This window comes from Brevibacterium sp. UCMA 11754, assembly GCF_021532275.1.
Taxonomy (GTDB): Bacteria; Actinomycetota; Actinomycetes; order Actinomycetales; family Brevibacteriaceae; genus Brevibacterium.
On sequence record NZ_JACBOT010000001.1, the window covers coordinates 430,863 to 445,012 of the forward strand.

13 protein-coding genes are annotated in these 14,150 nt (G+C 61.1%); 6 read left to right on the top strand and 7 right to left on the bottom strand.

Annotation, left to right across the window (positions count from 1 at the left end):
- The first annotated feature begins 1 nt into the window (after window position 1).
- The 5 genes from HX613_RS01940 (at window position 2) to HX613_RS01960 (ending at window position 5,541) form a co-directional block, all read left to right on the top strand.
- A complete protein-coding gene (locus tag HX613_RS01940) occupies window positions 2-1,315 on the top strand; it encodes an MFS transporter (RefSeq protein WP_235343821.1) in 1,314 nt (437 codons plus the stop codon).
- Window positions 1,312-2,166 (top strand): SDR family NAD(P)-dependent oxidoreductase, encoded by an 855-nt coding sequence (locus HX613_RS01945; RefSeq protein ID WP_235343822.1) that lies wholly within the window; start codon window positions 1,312-1,314, stop codon window positions 2,164-2,166. Before HX613_RS01940 ends, HX613_RS01945 begins: the two co-directional genes overlap by 4 nt.
- A complete protein-coding gene (locus HX613_RS01950) occupies window positions 2,163-3,188 on the top strand; it encodes a ketopantoate reductase family protein (protein WP_235343823.1) in 1,026 nt (341 codons plus the stop codon). The genes HX613_RS01945 and HX613_RS01950 overlap by 4 nt, the downstream gene beginning before the upstream one ends.
- 462 nt (window positions 3,189-3,650) lie before the next feature.
- A complete protein-coding gene (locus HX613_RS01955) occupies window positions 3,651-5,144 on the top strand; it encodes an alanine/glycine:cation symporter family protein (RefSeq protein ID WP_235343824.1) in 1,494 nt (497 codons plus the stop codon).
- Between the two features lie 97 nt (window positions 5,145-5,241).
- Window positions 5,242-5,541 (top strand): hypothetical protein, encoded by a 300-nt coding sequence (locus tag HX613_RS01960; RefSeq protein ID WP_235343825.1) that lies wholly within the window; start codon window positions 5,242-5,244, stop codon window positions 5,539-5,541.
- Between the two features lie 37 nt (window positions 5,542-5,578).
- On the opposite strand, the gene HX613_RS01965 is transcribed toward HX613_RS01960, so the two are convergent.
- Together HX613_RS01965 and HX613_RS01970 are read right to left on the bottom strand one after the other, a co-directional pair.
- Window positions 5,579-6,298: a hypothetical protein gene (locus HX613_RS01965; RefSeq protein WP_235343826.1), complete on the bottom strand. Its 720-nt coding sequence runs from the start codon at window positions 6,296-6,298 to the stop codon at window positions 5,579-5,581.
- A 124-nt stretch (window positions 6,299-6,422) separates the two neighbouring features.
- Entirely contained in the window at window positions 6,423-7,736 is a 1,314-nt protein-coding gene (locus HX613_RS01970; protein ID WP_235343827.1) for an APC family permease, read from the bottom strand.
- Window positions 7,737-7,789: 53 nt separating this feature from the next.
- Between HX613_RS01970 and HX613_RS01975 the strand changes: the two genes are divergently transcribed.
- A complete protein-coding gene (locus HX613_RS01975) occupies window positions 7,790-8,776 on the top strand; it encodes a GlxA family transcriptional regulator (RefSeq protein WP_235343828.1) in 987 nt (328 codons plus the stop codon).
- 194 nt (window positions 8,777-8,970) lie between these two features.
- Here the strand turns inward: HX613_RS01975 and HX613_RS01980 are convergent, their stop codons facing one another.
- The 5 genes from HX613_RS01980 to gcvH all read right to left on the bottom strand — a co-directional run bounded on the left by HX613_RS01980 (window position 8,971) and on the right by gcvH (window position 14,105).
- A complete protein-coding gene (locus HX613_RS01980) occupies window positions 8,971-9,363 on the bottom strand; it encodes an ectoine synthase (protein ID WP_101573238.1) in 393 nt (130 codons plus the stop codon).
- 155 nt (window positions 9,364-9,518) lie between these two features.
- Entirely contained in the window at window positions 9,519-10,811 is a 1,293-nt protein-coding gene (gene ectB, locus HX613_RS01985) for a diaminobutyrate--2-oxoglutarate transaminase (RefSeq protein WP_235343829.1), read from the bottom strand.
- Window positions 10,812-10,977: 166 nt separating this feature from the next.
- Window positions 10,978-11,418, bottom strand: a complete 441-nt coding sequence (gene ectA / locus HX613_RS01990; RefSeq protein ID WP_186293117.1) for a diaminobutyrate acetyltransferase — start codon at window positions 11,416-11,418, stop codon at window positions 10,978-10,980.
- 661 nt (window positions 11,419-12,079) lie between these two features.
- Window positions 12,080-13,591, bottom strand: coding sequence for an L-serine ammonia-lyase (locus HX613_RS01995; protein WP_235343831.1), 1,512 nt, complete (start codon window positions 13,589-13,591; stop codon window positions 12,080-12,082).
- A gap of 115 nt (window positions 13,592-13,706) precedes the next feature.
- Window positions 13,707-14,105 (bottom strand): glycine cleavage system protein GcvH, encoded by a 399-nt coding sequence (gcvH, locus tag HX613_RS02000; protein ID WP_235343832.1) that lies wholly within the window; start codon window positions 14,103-14,105, stop codon window positions 13,707-13,709.
- Window positions 14,106-14,150 lie beyond the last annotated feature (45 nt).

Consider the following 14,150-nt stretch of genomic DNA (forward strand, 5'->3'; position numbering starts at 1 on the left):
CATGTCTACTGAAACACCACAGCCCCAACCGCCGCATGACACAAAACTGTCGAAAAAGGGCCGCAAGGCACTGTTGGCCGGCGCCGTCGGCAACACCGTCGAGTGGGTCGACTGGGCGATTTACACCACGTTCTCGTCGGTCTTTGCTGTCCACTTCTTTCCAGGTGGTGACCCTGCCGCCGCACTTCTGGCTACGCTGGCCGTCTTTGCCGTCGGTTTCATCATGCGTCCCATCGGAGCAGCAGTGCTCGGCAATTACGCCGACCGCCATGGTCGCAAAAAGGGCATGGCTCTGACAATCGGCCTGATGGCCGGAGCTTCCCTCATCATCGCGATCACTCCCGACTATTCGATGATCGGCATCTTCGCTCCGATCGTGCTCGTGTTGGCTCGCATGCTGCAGGGGTTCTCTGCAGGTGGTGAGTTCGGAGCGTCGTCGGCGTTCATGGTTGAGGCAGCAGCACCGAAACGCCGCGCCTTTGCCGGATCCTGGCAACAGGTGTCGGTGGGAGCCGGCGGCCTCATCGCTGCCGGCATCGGAGCGGTCATCACATCAGCACTCGATTCGGAGGCTCTCGACTCTTGGGGTTGGCGGCTTGCTTTTGCCCTCGGTGCACTACTCGGCCTGTTCGGTCTGTGGCTGCGCACAAACGTCGCTGAATCCGAATCGTTTGAAGCCACCAAGGCGGCCCGAGACGCCGAGCCTAAGCAGAAGAGCTCCTATCTCACCATGTTCGTTAAGTACCCGGGCGCAGTGGCTCGTGTCTTCGGCATTACGATTGCCGGCACCTTGCTCTACTACATCTGGGTCTCCTACCTCCCGACTTACGCCCACGTCGCCACGGGCCTCCCCCTCAACTTGGCGCTGACTGCGAATTTCATCGCGATCGCGTTTTTCATCTGCATGCTTCCATTCGCTGGGGTCCTTTCGGACAAGATCGGCCGTAAGCCGACGATGTCAGCATTTGCTGCAGGGTTCCTGATTCTGGCATTTCCGTTGCTCAATATTCTCGAGAACAACTTCTGGATCTTCCTTGCTGTGGAAATTGTGGGAATGACACTGTTGCTCGGGTATTCAGCCAACTGTGCGGTAATCATGGCCGAGCAATTTCCGCCCGAGGTGCGCGCCACTGGCATTGGACTTCCCTATGCTCTGGCCGTCGCCATCTTCGGTGGAACTGCGCCTTATGTCATCACTTGGATGAACGATGCCGGAATCGGAGACAAGGTGTGGATCTATTGTGCGGCCGCGGCCGCAGTTGGCTTGGCCGTCTACCTCACAATGCCCGAGACGAAAGGAAAGAAGCTCGCATGAACGAGACATTCAAGCCTCACGTCCTCATCACAGGTGCTGCGAGCGGAATCGGCAAGGAAATCGCCCATCAGTACGCCGAACAGGGCGCTCGTCTGACTGTCGTGGACTTCGATGCCGAGGCACTCCGTTCGGCTGCAGAGGATCTTCGCCGAGATGGCACCGAGATCAATACCATCACCGCGGATCTGCGTGAGCCCCAGGCTCCAGCCTCGGTGATCGAATCCGCTTTTGCCTTCGGTCAAGTTCACGTCCTTATCAATTCCGCCGGGGTCTATCCCGCGGTACCACTTCTCAACATCACTGCTGAGATCTGGGATGCAGTCCAATCAATCAATGTTCGAGCGCCGCAACTGCTGACAGTTGAGTTCGCGAAGAGGATGGGCAATCTCGGCGACAGGCTTCCCATCGGATACCCCGCGGTCGTCAACATATCTTCGGGTGCTGCCCTCCGGGCGCGACCGGGAGCCGCTCCTTATACAACGTCGAAAGCTGCCTTGGAGATGGTCACCAAGTCGTGCGCACTGGAACTTGGTCCTGTGGGCATCCGAGTCAATGCTGTTGCCCCGGGTTTCGTCGTCGTTGACAGCGAACTCAACCGTCTCACCGATGAGTATGTATCCAAGGTATCGGCCAATCCGCTCGGGAGGAAGGGGCGGCCCGATGACATTGCTAGAGCTGTCCTCTGGCTTGCGTCCCCCGCCGCGGAATGGATCACTGGTGAGATTCTGCGTGTCGACGGAGGATCGGCGGCGGGAGCGCTCGAGCTCCCCGTGCACTGGCCGGAGACACGCACCGAGATCGATGGCGAACCAACAACAAGGTCTGCGACGAAAGCGAGCACCAACGAATGACCACTGCACCTTCCACCCGGGAAGCTATCTACACCGTTGTCGGCGGAGGTGCCATCGGTGGCACACTTGCCACGCACCTGGCTCTGGCTGGCAGGCCCGTGCAGATTGTGGATACGGACAGTGCCCATATTGCTGCCATTCACCAGAAGGGCATGAGGATCGAAAGCCCTTCCGGTGTCCTCGAAACTCGTATCCCAGCTTTCGAGCTCGCGGATGCTCCTAGCGAGTTGGGTCCGGTGCTTCTGGCGGTCAAGTCACAAGCAACCGGGTCCGCAATGGAGTGGATTGCTCCGCGCCTTCGAAACGACGGCTATGTGGCCTCCCTGCAAAATGGTCTCAATGAGGCCACGATCGCCAAACACATCGGAGCCGACCGCACGGTGATTGCTTTCGTGGACCTGTTCGCCGATCTGCTTGAGCCCGGTGTAATCCAGGACGGCGGCATCGGAACTATTGCCTTAGGTGAATTTGCCGGAGGCAGGAGCACTCGTGTTGATCGACTTGCAGAGGATCTCGCCCATTGGGGCTCACCGATCGTCAGTGGCAATGTCAGCGGTTTTCTGTGGTCGAAGTTGGCGTTTGGCGCCATGCTCACTGCAAGTTCATTCATCGACGAAGATATGTCGAAAGTAATCAGCGAGAATCGCTCCCCGATGCTCGGATTGGCTCGCGAAATTTTCGCGGTTTCAGACGCGCTCGGTCTTCGGTTGGAAGGTTTCGACGCGTTCGCACCTGATAACTACCGCGTCAACTCGTCGGATCGCACAATCAATGGGGCATTCGATTTGCTCTCAGAATGGTTAGCCGGCCAAACGAAGACTCGTTCAGGGATTTGGCGCGACATCAATGTGCGAAAGCGACCGACAGAAGTGCCGTCCCACTACAAGCCTGTATTCACAGTTGCCGATGAGCAAGGGGTCGAGACCCCGAAACTTCGTGCAATGGTCGAAGTGATCGGAGAATTGGAACGCGATGAATCGTCTATGGGAGCCTCACTGATGCAGCGGGTCGATAAGGCTTAATTCGCGGGTTGCTTGCACGGCCAGATTCTGAAGCCGTCTTAACGGGGAACAACGTGGCCTAAGGAAATAGGGACCTCGGGTCGCGATTTAGTCTTGAACACTTACATCATTGCGCTCAGGGCCCCACTTCTTGTGATGCTTGAGGTAGCTACCGCACCGCCCTATTTGTGAAGAACCGCACTACTGCGACTGATATCTATACGCGCGGTCGTGAGACTCGTGGCCACGGAACTTCGACCAACCCCGCAGATTGCGCTGACTCTTCAGCCTCTGAGCCACAATTCCAGGAACCCGCAAGCAGGAAGGCGCAGAAGCGATCGATCACCGATTGGCTCCAATCGCCCTCACACCTGCGCACTACAGGAGCGGCTTGGTGGCAGACTGAGGACATACACAGCGGAAGTTCAGGCTTTCATCCGCCCGAACGTCTGATCGCATGATTGCCGAAGGAGGCTCAGTTCCATGGAGATGTTGCAGACCGCACTTGACGGCATCGATTCCGTATCGGCCTACGTTCTTGTTGCAGTGCTGATTCCCACTGGTTTGTATTTCACAATCCGCACTGGAGTAATCCAAGTACGAATGCTCCCCGAAATGTTCCGCACGCTCGTCGAGCCCGGCGGACGAGACTCTGAGGGCAATAGGAACATCTCGCCGTTCCGGGCGTTCTCCATCTCTGCCGCCTCACGCGTGGGCACGGCCAACATTGCCGGCGTGGCCTTGGCCATCTCGTTGGGTGGCCCCGGTGCGATGTTCTGGATGTGGCTGACTGCCATCGTCGGCGGTGCCACCGCTTTCGCTGAGTCCGCACTCGGACAGCTCTACAAGATGAAGGATGGCCCGAACTTCCGAGGCGGCCCGGCCTACTACATTCGGCACGGAATGAACATGAAATGGCTCGGCCTGGTCTTCGCGGTCATCGTCGCGATCACCTACGGCATCGTGTTCAACACGGTGCAGTCGAACTCGATCGTTGACGCTGTCGGAACTTCGTTCAACGTTGACGATTCGAACTTCGCATTCACAGCCATCGCCGGTGTGGTCATCGCCCTCGGCGCCTACGCGATCTTCGCTGGTGGAGCCAAGCGCATCTCGAACGTCTCCGCATACCTGGTGCCGATCATGGCCGGTCTCTACCTGATCGTCGGGCTCATCGTCGTGGCGCTCAACCTTGGCGCCGTCCCCGACATGATCGTCACTATCTTCACCGATGCGTTCAGCATGGACTCCATCGCCGGCGGATCGCTTGGATCGATCATGCTCATTGGCGTTCAGCGCGGCCTGTTCTCCAATGAGGCCGGCATCGGTTCCGTTCCGAATGCCGCGGCAACGGCCTCGGCATCTCACCCGGCCAAGCAGGGATTCGTGCAGGCCCTGGGCGTGTACTTCGACACGATCCTCGTCTGCTCGATCACCGCTTTCATCATTCTGCTGTCGAACCCCAAGTACGGCAGCTCCGGAGAGGGAATCCAGCTGACGCAGACCGCCTTGAGCGGGCAGCTCGGACAGTGGGCGATCCACTTCCTCACCTTCGCGATCTTCCTCTTCGCCTTCTCCTCAATTCTCGGCAACTACTACTACGGCGAAGCCAATATCGAGCACCTGACCACCAGCAAGGCCGCCCTGCGGGTATACCAGCTGATCGTGATGGTGTCGGTGTTCATCGGAGCAATTGCGGCGCTGGACATCGTCTGGACCGCGGCAAACATCTTCATGGCGATCATGGCGCTGATCAACCTGTTCGCACTGCTGATGCTCTCGCCTCTGGTGTTCAACCTGCTGAAGAACTACCAGGAGCAACGTCGACAGGGCCTGGAGCCGATCTTCCGCCGCGGCGACCTGCCCACCTTCAAACGCATCAACACCGATGTCGACGCCTGGGACGGCACGGACGAAGTCACCACGGCGAAGTTCTGGCAGGACCGTGGCAAGAAGGTACGCCCGGACGACGAGTGATGCTGCCGGCACAGTGATCGTGAAACCACACCGGGCGCACCCTTTGCTGAGAGCGCCCGATGTGGTTTTCATGTTCTCCACCTAGGAGGAAGTTCCCATGACTGTGGATCGCAGAGAATTGGCCGAATCCCTCGCCGAGGCGACCGGATGGTCGGTCACGGCCGATTCCCATCGAGTGACGTTCACCAATGATGATCCACCGCAGGTGGTCATCTGGACGGTCACCGATGCGGATCTCGGGCGCCTCCGTTACAACGAGAACCTCCGCGCATCAGGATACGGAGGCCGTCAGACAGCCGAGCTCGGCGTATTGGGGCTGCCTCTCGGCGAAGCGTTAGGTCCTTTTGAAGGGCCCCGCGGATATATGCACGGGGCAGACCTGACAATCCGCGAGTGACCTCGGTCATCGCTTGACCGCCCTCATTCGCGGAAGGTCAGCGCTTGACCGACTTCGAGGTGGCGCCGGTTGCCCAGCTCACCTGGCCGAAGGTCACGCGGTAGGACTTCTTGCTCTTCGTCTTGACCTTGTACGTGGCTTTGCCCTTCTTGGCAGTCACGGTCTTGAGGGTCTTCCACTTGCTCCCCGACTTGACCTGGAACTTCACCTTCGGGTTGTAGTTGACCTTGCCGTAGTGCTCAGGGTTGTAGACCTTCGTCTTCGACGTCAGGGTGACGGTCTTGCCGCTGCGCTTGGTCGACAGGGAGGCGTACGTCTTGCCGCGGACGTAGAAGTAGCCTTTGGTGTAGTCGGCGCGCTCGACTTCGCCGTAGTCGTTGTAGCTGGCACCGCCGTAGTAGTAGTAGTAGGCCCTGATTTCAGACGGACCGATCGTGTACTTCCCGAGCCCGTCTGAAGATGGACAGAACATGATCCGGTCCTTCTTCGAACTGCTGTAGTCCGAGAACCAAGCCGTATCTGTCCAGCCGTGACGGCCCTTGATATCAGTGTCGACGTCCCAATCGTCGACCTTTGACTTCTTGTGCTTCATGTAGACGTTTGTCCACTTGCAGTTCCAATCGGAGACGACAACGCTGTCGCCCGACAACTTGGTCACGTCGAAGGATGTACTCGCCGCTTCGGCTGAAACAGCGGGACCGACTACAAGTGCCACAGCAGCAAGGGCAGAGACAAGAGCACGCCTGATGAACTTCATGATGACTCCAAAGAGAAGAGGATGAGAACTGGGAATGCCAGAGTTGGAGTCTTGGGATGTGCTGTCGGCAGCGTCAGGTTTCGAAACTTGAAAGTTGTATGACCGAACGTTATCACAGATGAAGTCAGGCCTGCTCCTGCTGGGCGACGCTCACACCGGTGCGCCCACTCACACTCCGGCTCACCCTCCTGAGCACGAGACGCATCGTCAGAGCAACGCCGATCACAATGAGTGGAATGATCACATAGCCCTTCGACGAGGGCACCACTACAGCAATGAGTACGGCTGAGACTATTGCAACGGCACGACCCCTGCCGCTGAGCAGTTTGACCCCTGCGACGGCGGCCGCCAGATAGACGAAGACGACCAGAGTCGAAGGAATGACAACCAAAGCCTCGGTGCCCCAAGAGCACAGCCAGGCCAGGCCGAGTCCGACGAAGGCCACCAGCGCCACAGCCAGCACCCCGCCGACAGGAACAGAAGCGGAAACGTGCCCCGCCGGACGGGGCAGCCACCCCTCCTTCGCCAGGGAGTAACCGAGTCGGGATACACCAGCAATGAACGCATTTGCCGTGCCCAGGCTGATGACGACGGCAATGACGGCCGCAGCAAGGGCAGCATGTCCGCCGAATGCTCCACGCAGCAGCAATCCGATCGAGATGTGATCGGCTTCCGGTGAACCGTACGTTCCCGTGAGGACGACGGCCACGGCGATTCCAAGGTAGAGGACGGTGACGATGACGATCGTGATGCCGACCGCCCGTGGAACATCGCGACGAGGGTCTCGGAACTCTCCGACGAGATGGGCCACTGCCTCCCACCCGGCGAAGGCGAAGAACAGCACGATGACCCCGCTGCCGATCGGGGGCAGTCCGTGCGGAGCGAAGGGAGTCAGCCGATCCGAATCCATTCGCGGTATCGCCACAATGATGGTCGTCAGCAGCGCCAGAGCCACGGTCAGCGCCAGGCCCAGCCGTGCTCCCGTGCTGACCTTCGCACCGACAAGATTGGCGCCGACGGCCACAGCCAGGATCCCCGCCGCCGTGAGGTACGCGAAGGCGCTGCTGAGGGAGAACGCCTCCGCGACGTAGTATCCGCCGGTCAGAGGCACGACGATCTGCCCGATGGCGCCGGCGCTGAAATACATCCACCCTGCCAAACCGCCCGCAGTCGCACCATAGGCCTGGCCGACATAGGTGGCGATCCCACCGGCTCCGGGTAATCTGCGTGCAAGTGACACGAACAGCAAAGCCAGCATCGCACCGATCGCACAGGCCAAGACCCACGACAGCAGCGACGCGGGCCCGGCCGAACTCGCTATCTGACCAGGCAGCACCAGCACCCCAGCCCCGAGGATCGCACTGACGTACAGCGCGACCCCCTGCCCCAATCCGATGTGTGCCGTCAGCTTGCCTGTGTTTGCACTCTTCGTGTCCATATCTCAAGAGTTGTCCATTGACCGCACCGAATGTCAGTGGCAAACTCGTCGCTATGCGCAAGAAATCGGACAGATGCCGGGTCGTCCTCGTTGCCACCCCCGGAGTACCGCTCTTCGAGCTGGCGGGTGCCGCTGAGATCTTCGGGATCGATCGGAGTGATCTCACCCCGGATTGGTACGACTTCGAACTCGTGGGCACATCAGAAGAGACCACGGTCGGCTTCGGGATGCGAGTGCCCGACGGTCGTGGACTGGACGCACTGAAGGACGCGGACACGATCATCGTCCCGGCCTGTGCGAACATCCATGACGGGGCTCCCGCTGCGCTTCTGGAGGCACTGGTTGCCGAGCACGCCCGGGGTGCTCGGATCGTTTCGCTGTGCTCCGGTGCGTTCGTGCTCGCCGAAGCCGGGCTTCTCGATGGGCGACGTGCCACGACGCATTGGATGCACGCCGAGGACCTGGCTCGGCTCTATCCGAACGTGACCGTCGACCCGGGTGTTCTCTACGTCCATGACGACGTATGGTCCTCTGCCGGCAGTGCGGCCGCCATCGACCTCAGCCTCGAGCTGGTGCGCAGGGACTTCGGGGCCGCGATCGCCAACGAGGTGGCCCGTCGCGTAGTGATTCCCCCGCACCGAGACGGAGGCCAGTCGCAGTATATCCGCTACCGGCCGCCCACCGCTGCCGCCAAGGACGACGATGTCGAGCACTGGGCCCGCCGACACCTCGCCGAGGTGACCGTGACAGCCATGGCACGATACGCCGGAATCAGCGTCCGATCCTTGAACCGACAGTTCCGAAGCCGTGCCAATCTCTCACCGCAGGAATGGCTCCGGCGAGAGAAGCTACAAACCACCCAGGAGCTCCTCGAGAGCACCGATCTGACCGTCGAGACCATCGCGCTGCGGGTCGGACTCGGCACCGCGGCCAATCTGCGCACCCACTTCGCCGTCGAATACGGTGTCCCGCCCGGTGCCTACCGGCGCACCTTCAGTTCCCACAGTGCGAGTGCCACCGCGTCAGCGGACACCCCGTAAGCTTCCTGAGATCGGCAAAAGGTGGCCACGGCACCGAGGTCGAGCCCCGCGCAATGCGGGCCTCACTCGGCTCCGTGGCCACCTTTCACGACGTCCTTCGGCGCATCAGCACCGAATCTGAACACCGCTTGCGTCAGTGACCGACTCAACGATCGGCCACCTCGGCGAGGGAGCTTCTCAGCTCACGAGATGACTCAATCCTCTTCGACGATGAGCGGGTAGACACCGTTCTCGTCGTGGGTCTCACGGCCGGTGACCGGCGGGTTGAACACGCAGGCCATGCGCAGCTCTTCGTCTGCCACGACGGTGTGCTTCTCGTGTCCGTCCAGCAGATACATGGTGCCATCGGAGAGTGGGTAGGTCTCGCCGGTCTCCTGGTCGGTCAGGGTGCCCTTGCCCTGCACGCAGTACACGGCTTCGACATGGTTCTGGTAGTGGAAGGTCGAGGTCGTCCCGGCGTAGATCACGGTGTCGTGGAGCGAGAATCCGACGCGCTCCTTGCCCAGCACCATGCGGCGGCTGCGCCAGGTCTCTGACTTGATGTCGCGGTCTGTGTCGTTGAGGTCATCGCGGTTGACTACGTACATTCGTGGTCCTCTCGTTTGGTATATCAGACGGGTTGCCGATGTCTCAGTCGAAATGTCGACCGATCCACCGGCAACGCGTCATTCAAGTTTCATGGTTGAGTCTCGGCGAACCGAAGCTCAGTTTTTCAGGCTCTCGCGCTCAGCTGGGAGCTGACTCAGACCGCCGCAGGTTCTGCGGCCGGAGCGAACTTCAGCACAGCAGCCTCGATGATGTCGAGGCCCTGCTCCAGATCGTGCGAGGAGATGGTCAGCGGAGGCATGATCTTCGTGACCTCATCCTTGGGACCGGAGGTCTCGAGGAGCAGGCCGTTGTCGAAGGCCTCTGCTGCCACCTTGCCGGCGACCTCGTCGTCCTCGAAGTGCAGTCCGGCGAGGAGTCCGCGTCCACGGATGGATGCTCCCTCTGCCTTCTCCACAATCGAGTCGAGGCGCTGGTGCAGTGCGGCGATCGTGTCGGCCAATTCGTTCTGGAACGTGTTGTCGGCCCAGAAGTTCTTGATCGCGGCGGTCGCCGTGACGAATGCGGGGTTGTTTCCGCGGAAGGTTCCGTTGTGCTCGCCTGGCTCCCAGACGTCAAGCTCGGGACGGAAGAGAGTCAGTGCCATCGGCAGGCCCGAACCGGAGATCGACTTCGACAGGCACACGATGTCAGGTTCGATGCCGGCCTCTTCGAAGCTGAAGAATGATCCGGTACGGCCACAGCCGGCCTGGACGTCGTCGACGATGAGCAGGATGTCGTGCTTCTTGGTCAGCTCGGACAGAGCACGAAGCCATTCGGCGCGAGCGGCGCGGAGGCCACCTTCGCCCTGCACGGTCTCAACGATGACAGCGGCTGGCTTGTCGACGCCGGAGCCGGAGTCTTCGAGGACCTTCTCAAGCCACAGGAAGTCAGGGATCTCGCCGTCGAAGTAGTCGTCATAAGGAATCTTCGAGCTGTTGGTCAGCGGGATGCCTGCGCCTTCGCGCTTCATCGAGTTGCCGGTCACCGACAGCGATCCCAGGGTCATGCCGTGGAATGCGTTGGTGAAGGACAGCATGTGCTGACGGCCGGTGACCTTACGAGCCAGCTTGAGGGCAGCCTCGACGGTATTGGTCCCCGTTGGTCCGGGGAACATCACGGTGTAGTCGAGTCCGCGCGGCTTGAGGATGAGGTCCTGGAATGTCTCGAGGAACTCGCGCTTGGCCGGGGTCTTCATATCCAGCGAGTGCAGAACAGCACCTGACTGGAGGTACTCGACCAGAGGGTTCATCACGACGGGGTTGTTGTGCCCGTAGTTGAGAGCTCCGGCGCCGGAGAAGAAATCGATGAATTCCTTGCCGTCTTCGCCCCACTGCTTCGCGCCATGTGCCTTGGCGAAGGTGGCGGGCCAGGAGCGCGAGTATCCTCGCACGGCTGATTCGCGAGTTTCGAAGATATCGGGAGTTGTGGTCTTAGAGGTTTCGGTCATCACTTGAGTCCTTTCGACTTCTGGATTACGCGCTTGCCTCGTGAGCAAGCGGCTAGGCGGTGGCCGCGACCGATCAGTTTCGGGTACGGCGCTCGCCTGTCGGCGTCCTCAGACGGGATCAGCTGACCCCAGGGCGCCTGGTGGCACCACGCTTCTCAGCGGTGCATCACAGTGGTGCGATTTCGTACAGGTACTCGGTGTCGTGGCCATCCGGGTACAGATCCGGAGTGATCAGCGCACGTCGTTCGCAGTTTGCGTCACGCTGCTCAGCGAATGACTGGAACAGACGGTTTGACGCGTCGTTGTCATCGGTGATCGTCGTCTCCAGGCGGAGCGCATTGGTGCGATCAGCCAGCTCGTTGAGCATGGTCTTCGCCAATCCGTGTCCGCGGAAGTCCGACGAAACTGCGACCTGCCAGATCATCAGCGTGTTGGGCCGATCCGGGCGAGTGTAACCGGTGACGAACCCGGCGGGCTCTCCGCCGATTCGCGCGATGGTCGAGGTTGCCGAGAAATCACGACACCAGAGGATGTACGAGTACGAAGAGTTGAGGTCGAGAACGGCCGAATCTTTAGCCAGTCTCCACATGTGTTGTCCGTCCTCCATAGTTGGAGTACGGACATCGGTTTCTGTTTGAGGTTCAGCGACTGCGTTTCTCACGCCCCCAAACCTAACGACCTGAGAATGAGCGTCAACTCCGAAATCGGCGATTCACGCCACATTCAGGGGTGATTCCCGCGCGTGTCCCCCAAGTCATGAACCGGGGCTTCCCCATGGCATCTCTGGGATGCGCCAGGGCGCTCCTGCGCGCTCATTCCGGGGCAGAGCTTCGTTATCGTTTCGTTACATTCCAAGGGGTTTGGAACAACGGTTCCACGGTTGTTCCACGTTTCGATGTCGCCTCTGAGCATGACTTCGGGGTGACTTTTCAGGGTGTGGGGCTCCAGCCTTGGGCGATGCAGGAATAGTCAGCCAGGGGAGGCTCCTGACCGATACATCGCCGGAGCTTCCAGACTCCGGTGCACACAGCGGTGTATCGGATCGCAGGCGCGGTCTCGATGGCGGCACAGCCTCTGACCGGGACTTCCCGGCTGGCAGCCGTGGTCCCGAGGAGAGCTGGCAGCAGAACAGTCGGGCCTCGGCCACACAGGCAGGCAGTGCAGTGGGCCGGCCCACTGCCTCGCGAAGCTGCCTCGCGAAGCTGCCTCGCGAAGCTGCCTCATGGCTGCCACGTGAGGCCTGCCTCATGGCCGCCTCGCGGGTTACTTCAGCACTCGACGACGTTGACGGCGAGACCGCCCTGCGCTGTCTCCTTGTACTTCGAGCTCATGTCCGCGCCTGTCTGGCGCATCGTCTCGATCACCTCGTCGAGGCTGACTCTGTGCTGGCCATCGCCCCACAGGGCCATCCTCGAGGCGTTGATGGCCTTGCCGGCGGCGATCGCGTTGCGTTCGATGCACGGGACCTGCACGAGCCCGGAGATCGGGTCGCAGGTCAGGCCCAGGTTGTGCTCCATGGCGATCTCGGCGGCGTTCTCGACCTGCTCGGGAGTTCCGCCCATGATGGCGGCCAGTCCCCCGGCAGCCATCGACGACGCGGATCCGACCTCGCCCTGACAACCCACCTCGGCGCCGGAGATAGATGCCCTCTCCTTGTACAGGACACCCACCGCCGCCGAGGTGAGCAGGAAGTCCACGATCGCCGTGTGCTTGGCGGCCTCGCCGCCCTTGACGACGGAGTCCACGTAGTTCAGCGCATAGTGGAGGACGGCAGGGATGATGCCGGCGGCACCGTTCGTCGGCGCGGTGACCACGCGCCCGCCCGAGGCGTTCTCCTCGTTGACGGCCATGGCGATGAGGTTGACCCATTCCAGGTAGTAGCCGGGATCGCGATCGGGATCCTCGGCCTTGAGCTTGAGGTACCAGTCGTGGGCGCGCCGGCGCACCTTGAGCCCGCCGGGCAGATAACCGGAGCGATCAAGGGACGCCGAGGCGCACTCCTCCATCACGGAGTAGATGTGGAGGAGTCCGTGGCGGATCTCGTCCTCATCGCGCATCGACTTCTCGTTGACGAGCATGATCTCAGCGACGGACATGCCCGTCTCCTTGCATCGCTGCAGGAGTTCAACGGCAGAGTGGAACGGGTAGGGCAGCTCTTCGCTGTAGGACTGCAGCTCGGCGTCGACGACCGAATCGGCAACGGCGAACTCGCTGGCGTCGGCTGCTCCCGACTCGGCAACAGCCTCGGCGGCCAGCTCCTTCTCACGGAACTCGGTCTCGGAGGTGACGAAGCCGCCGCCCACGGAGTAGTAGGTCTCTTCGGCCAGAGTCTGACCTTCGGCGTCGAAGGCGGCGATGGTCATGGCGTTCGTGTGGCGGGGCTGGATAGTCAGGGGACGCTTGACCATATCGTCTTCGGTGAAGGCGATCTCGACGCCGCCTCCAGCAGAGTCCGCGCCGTCGGCACCAGAGCCACCGGCAGCGTCGCCGAGGAGGATGGTGCCCGTCTCGGACATGCGAGTCCGGCGGGCGGTGAGTTCATTGGCTTCGACGCGATCGGGGGCGCAGCCTTCAAGGCCGATCAGGATGGCGTCGAAGGTGCCGTGTCCGGCACCGGTGGCGGCGAGGGATCCGAACACATCGACCTTGATGCTGGAGACGGATCCGAGCTTGTCGCCCAGAAGTGTGAGGAAGCTCGATGCCGCTCGCATCGGGCCGACGGTGTGGGAACTCGACGGGCCGATGCCGACGGTAAAGAGATCGAAGACGCTCAGTGGCATGGAAGATACTCCGATTCTTTTCGGGTGATCGATGGGACCGGCCACGGCCGGAAGTTCCAGCCCGGTCGGACTGCGTCGTTCCAGCCGTAGCCGGTCCCATCGGTCGGAGGGTGTGTCAGAGGGAATTGGCCTCTGCGTAGCCTGCTGCGTCCATCACTTCGCCCAGCTCGGTGACTGTGACTTCGAACAGCCAGCCGTCGCCGTAGGGGTCGGAGTTGAGCAGCCCTGGGTTGTCCGTGGCTGCCTCGTTGATGGAGGTGACTTCACCGGTCACGGGGCAGTACAGGTCAGAGACCGACTTGGTCGATTCGACCTCACCGCAGGTCTCGCCTGCGGTGACGGTGTCGCCGATCTCGGGGAGGTCCACGTAGACGACCTCGCCGAGGGCGTCGGAGGCGACTGCGGTGATGCCGATCTTCACCGTGTTGCCGACGATGGCGTCAGCGGTGGCGTTGATCCACTCGTGTTCGGCGGAGTAGGTGAAGTTCTCTGGAAGTGGGGGCAATTGCGCCATGATAGTCCTTTTCTGCTTGATTGACAGCTGTGTGGGTGAGCAGGT

Bases quoted from the DNA above. Each gene is read 5' to 3' on its own strand.
- HX613_RS01940 (WP_235343821.1), top strand. From the start codon at position 2: ATGTCTACTGAAACACCACAGCCCCAACCGCCGCATGACACAAAACTG.
- HX613_RS01945 (WP_235343822.1), top strand. From the start codon at position 1,312: ATGAACGAGACATTCAAGCCTCACGTCCTCATCACAGGTGCTGCGAGC.
- HX613_RS01950 (WP_235343823.1), top strand. From the start codon at position 2,163: ATGACCACTGCACCTTCCACCCGGGAAGCTATCTACACCGTTGTCGGC.
- HX613_RS01955 (WP_235343824.1), top strand. From the start codon at position 3,651: ATGGAGATGTTGCAGACCGCACTTGACGGCATCGATTCCGTATCGGCC.
- HX613_RS01960 (WP_235343825.1), top strand. From the start codon at position 5,242: ATGACTGTGGATCGCAGAGAATTGGCCGAATCCCTCGCCGAGGCGACC.
- HX613_RS01965 (WP_235343826.1), bottom strand. From the start codon at position 6,298: ATGAAGTTCATCAGGCGTGCTCTTGTCTCTGCCCTTGCTGCTGTGGCA.
- HX613_RS01970 (WP_235343827.1), bottom strand. From the start codon at position 7,736: ATGGACACGAAGAGTGCAAACACAGGCAAGCTGACGGCACACATCGGA.
- HX613_RS01975 (WP_235343828.1), top strand. From the start codon at position 7,790: ATGCGCAAGAAATCGGACAGATGCCGGGTCGTCCTCGTTGCCACCCCC.
- HX613_RS01980 (WP_101573238.1), bottom strand. From the start codon at position 9,363: ATGTACGTAGTCAACCGCGATGACCTCAACGACACAGACCGCGACATC.
- ectB (WP_235343829.1), bottom strand. From the start codon at position 10,811: ATGACCGAAACCTCTAAGACCACAACTCCCGATATCTTCGAAACTCGC.
- ectA (WP_186293117.1), bottom strand. From the start codon at position 11,418: ATGGAGGACGGACAACACATGTGGAGACTGGCTAAAGATTCGGCCGTT.
- HX613_RS01995 (WP_235343831.1), bottom strand. From the start codon at position 13,591: ATGCCACTGAGCGTCTTCGATCTCTTTACCGTCGGCATCGGCCCGTCG.
- gcvH (WP_235343832.1), bottom strand. From the start codon at position 14,105: ATGGCGCAATTGCCCCCACTTCCAGAGAACTTCACCTACTCCGCCGAA.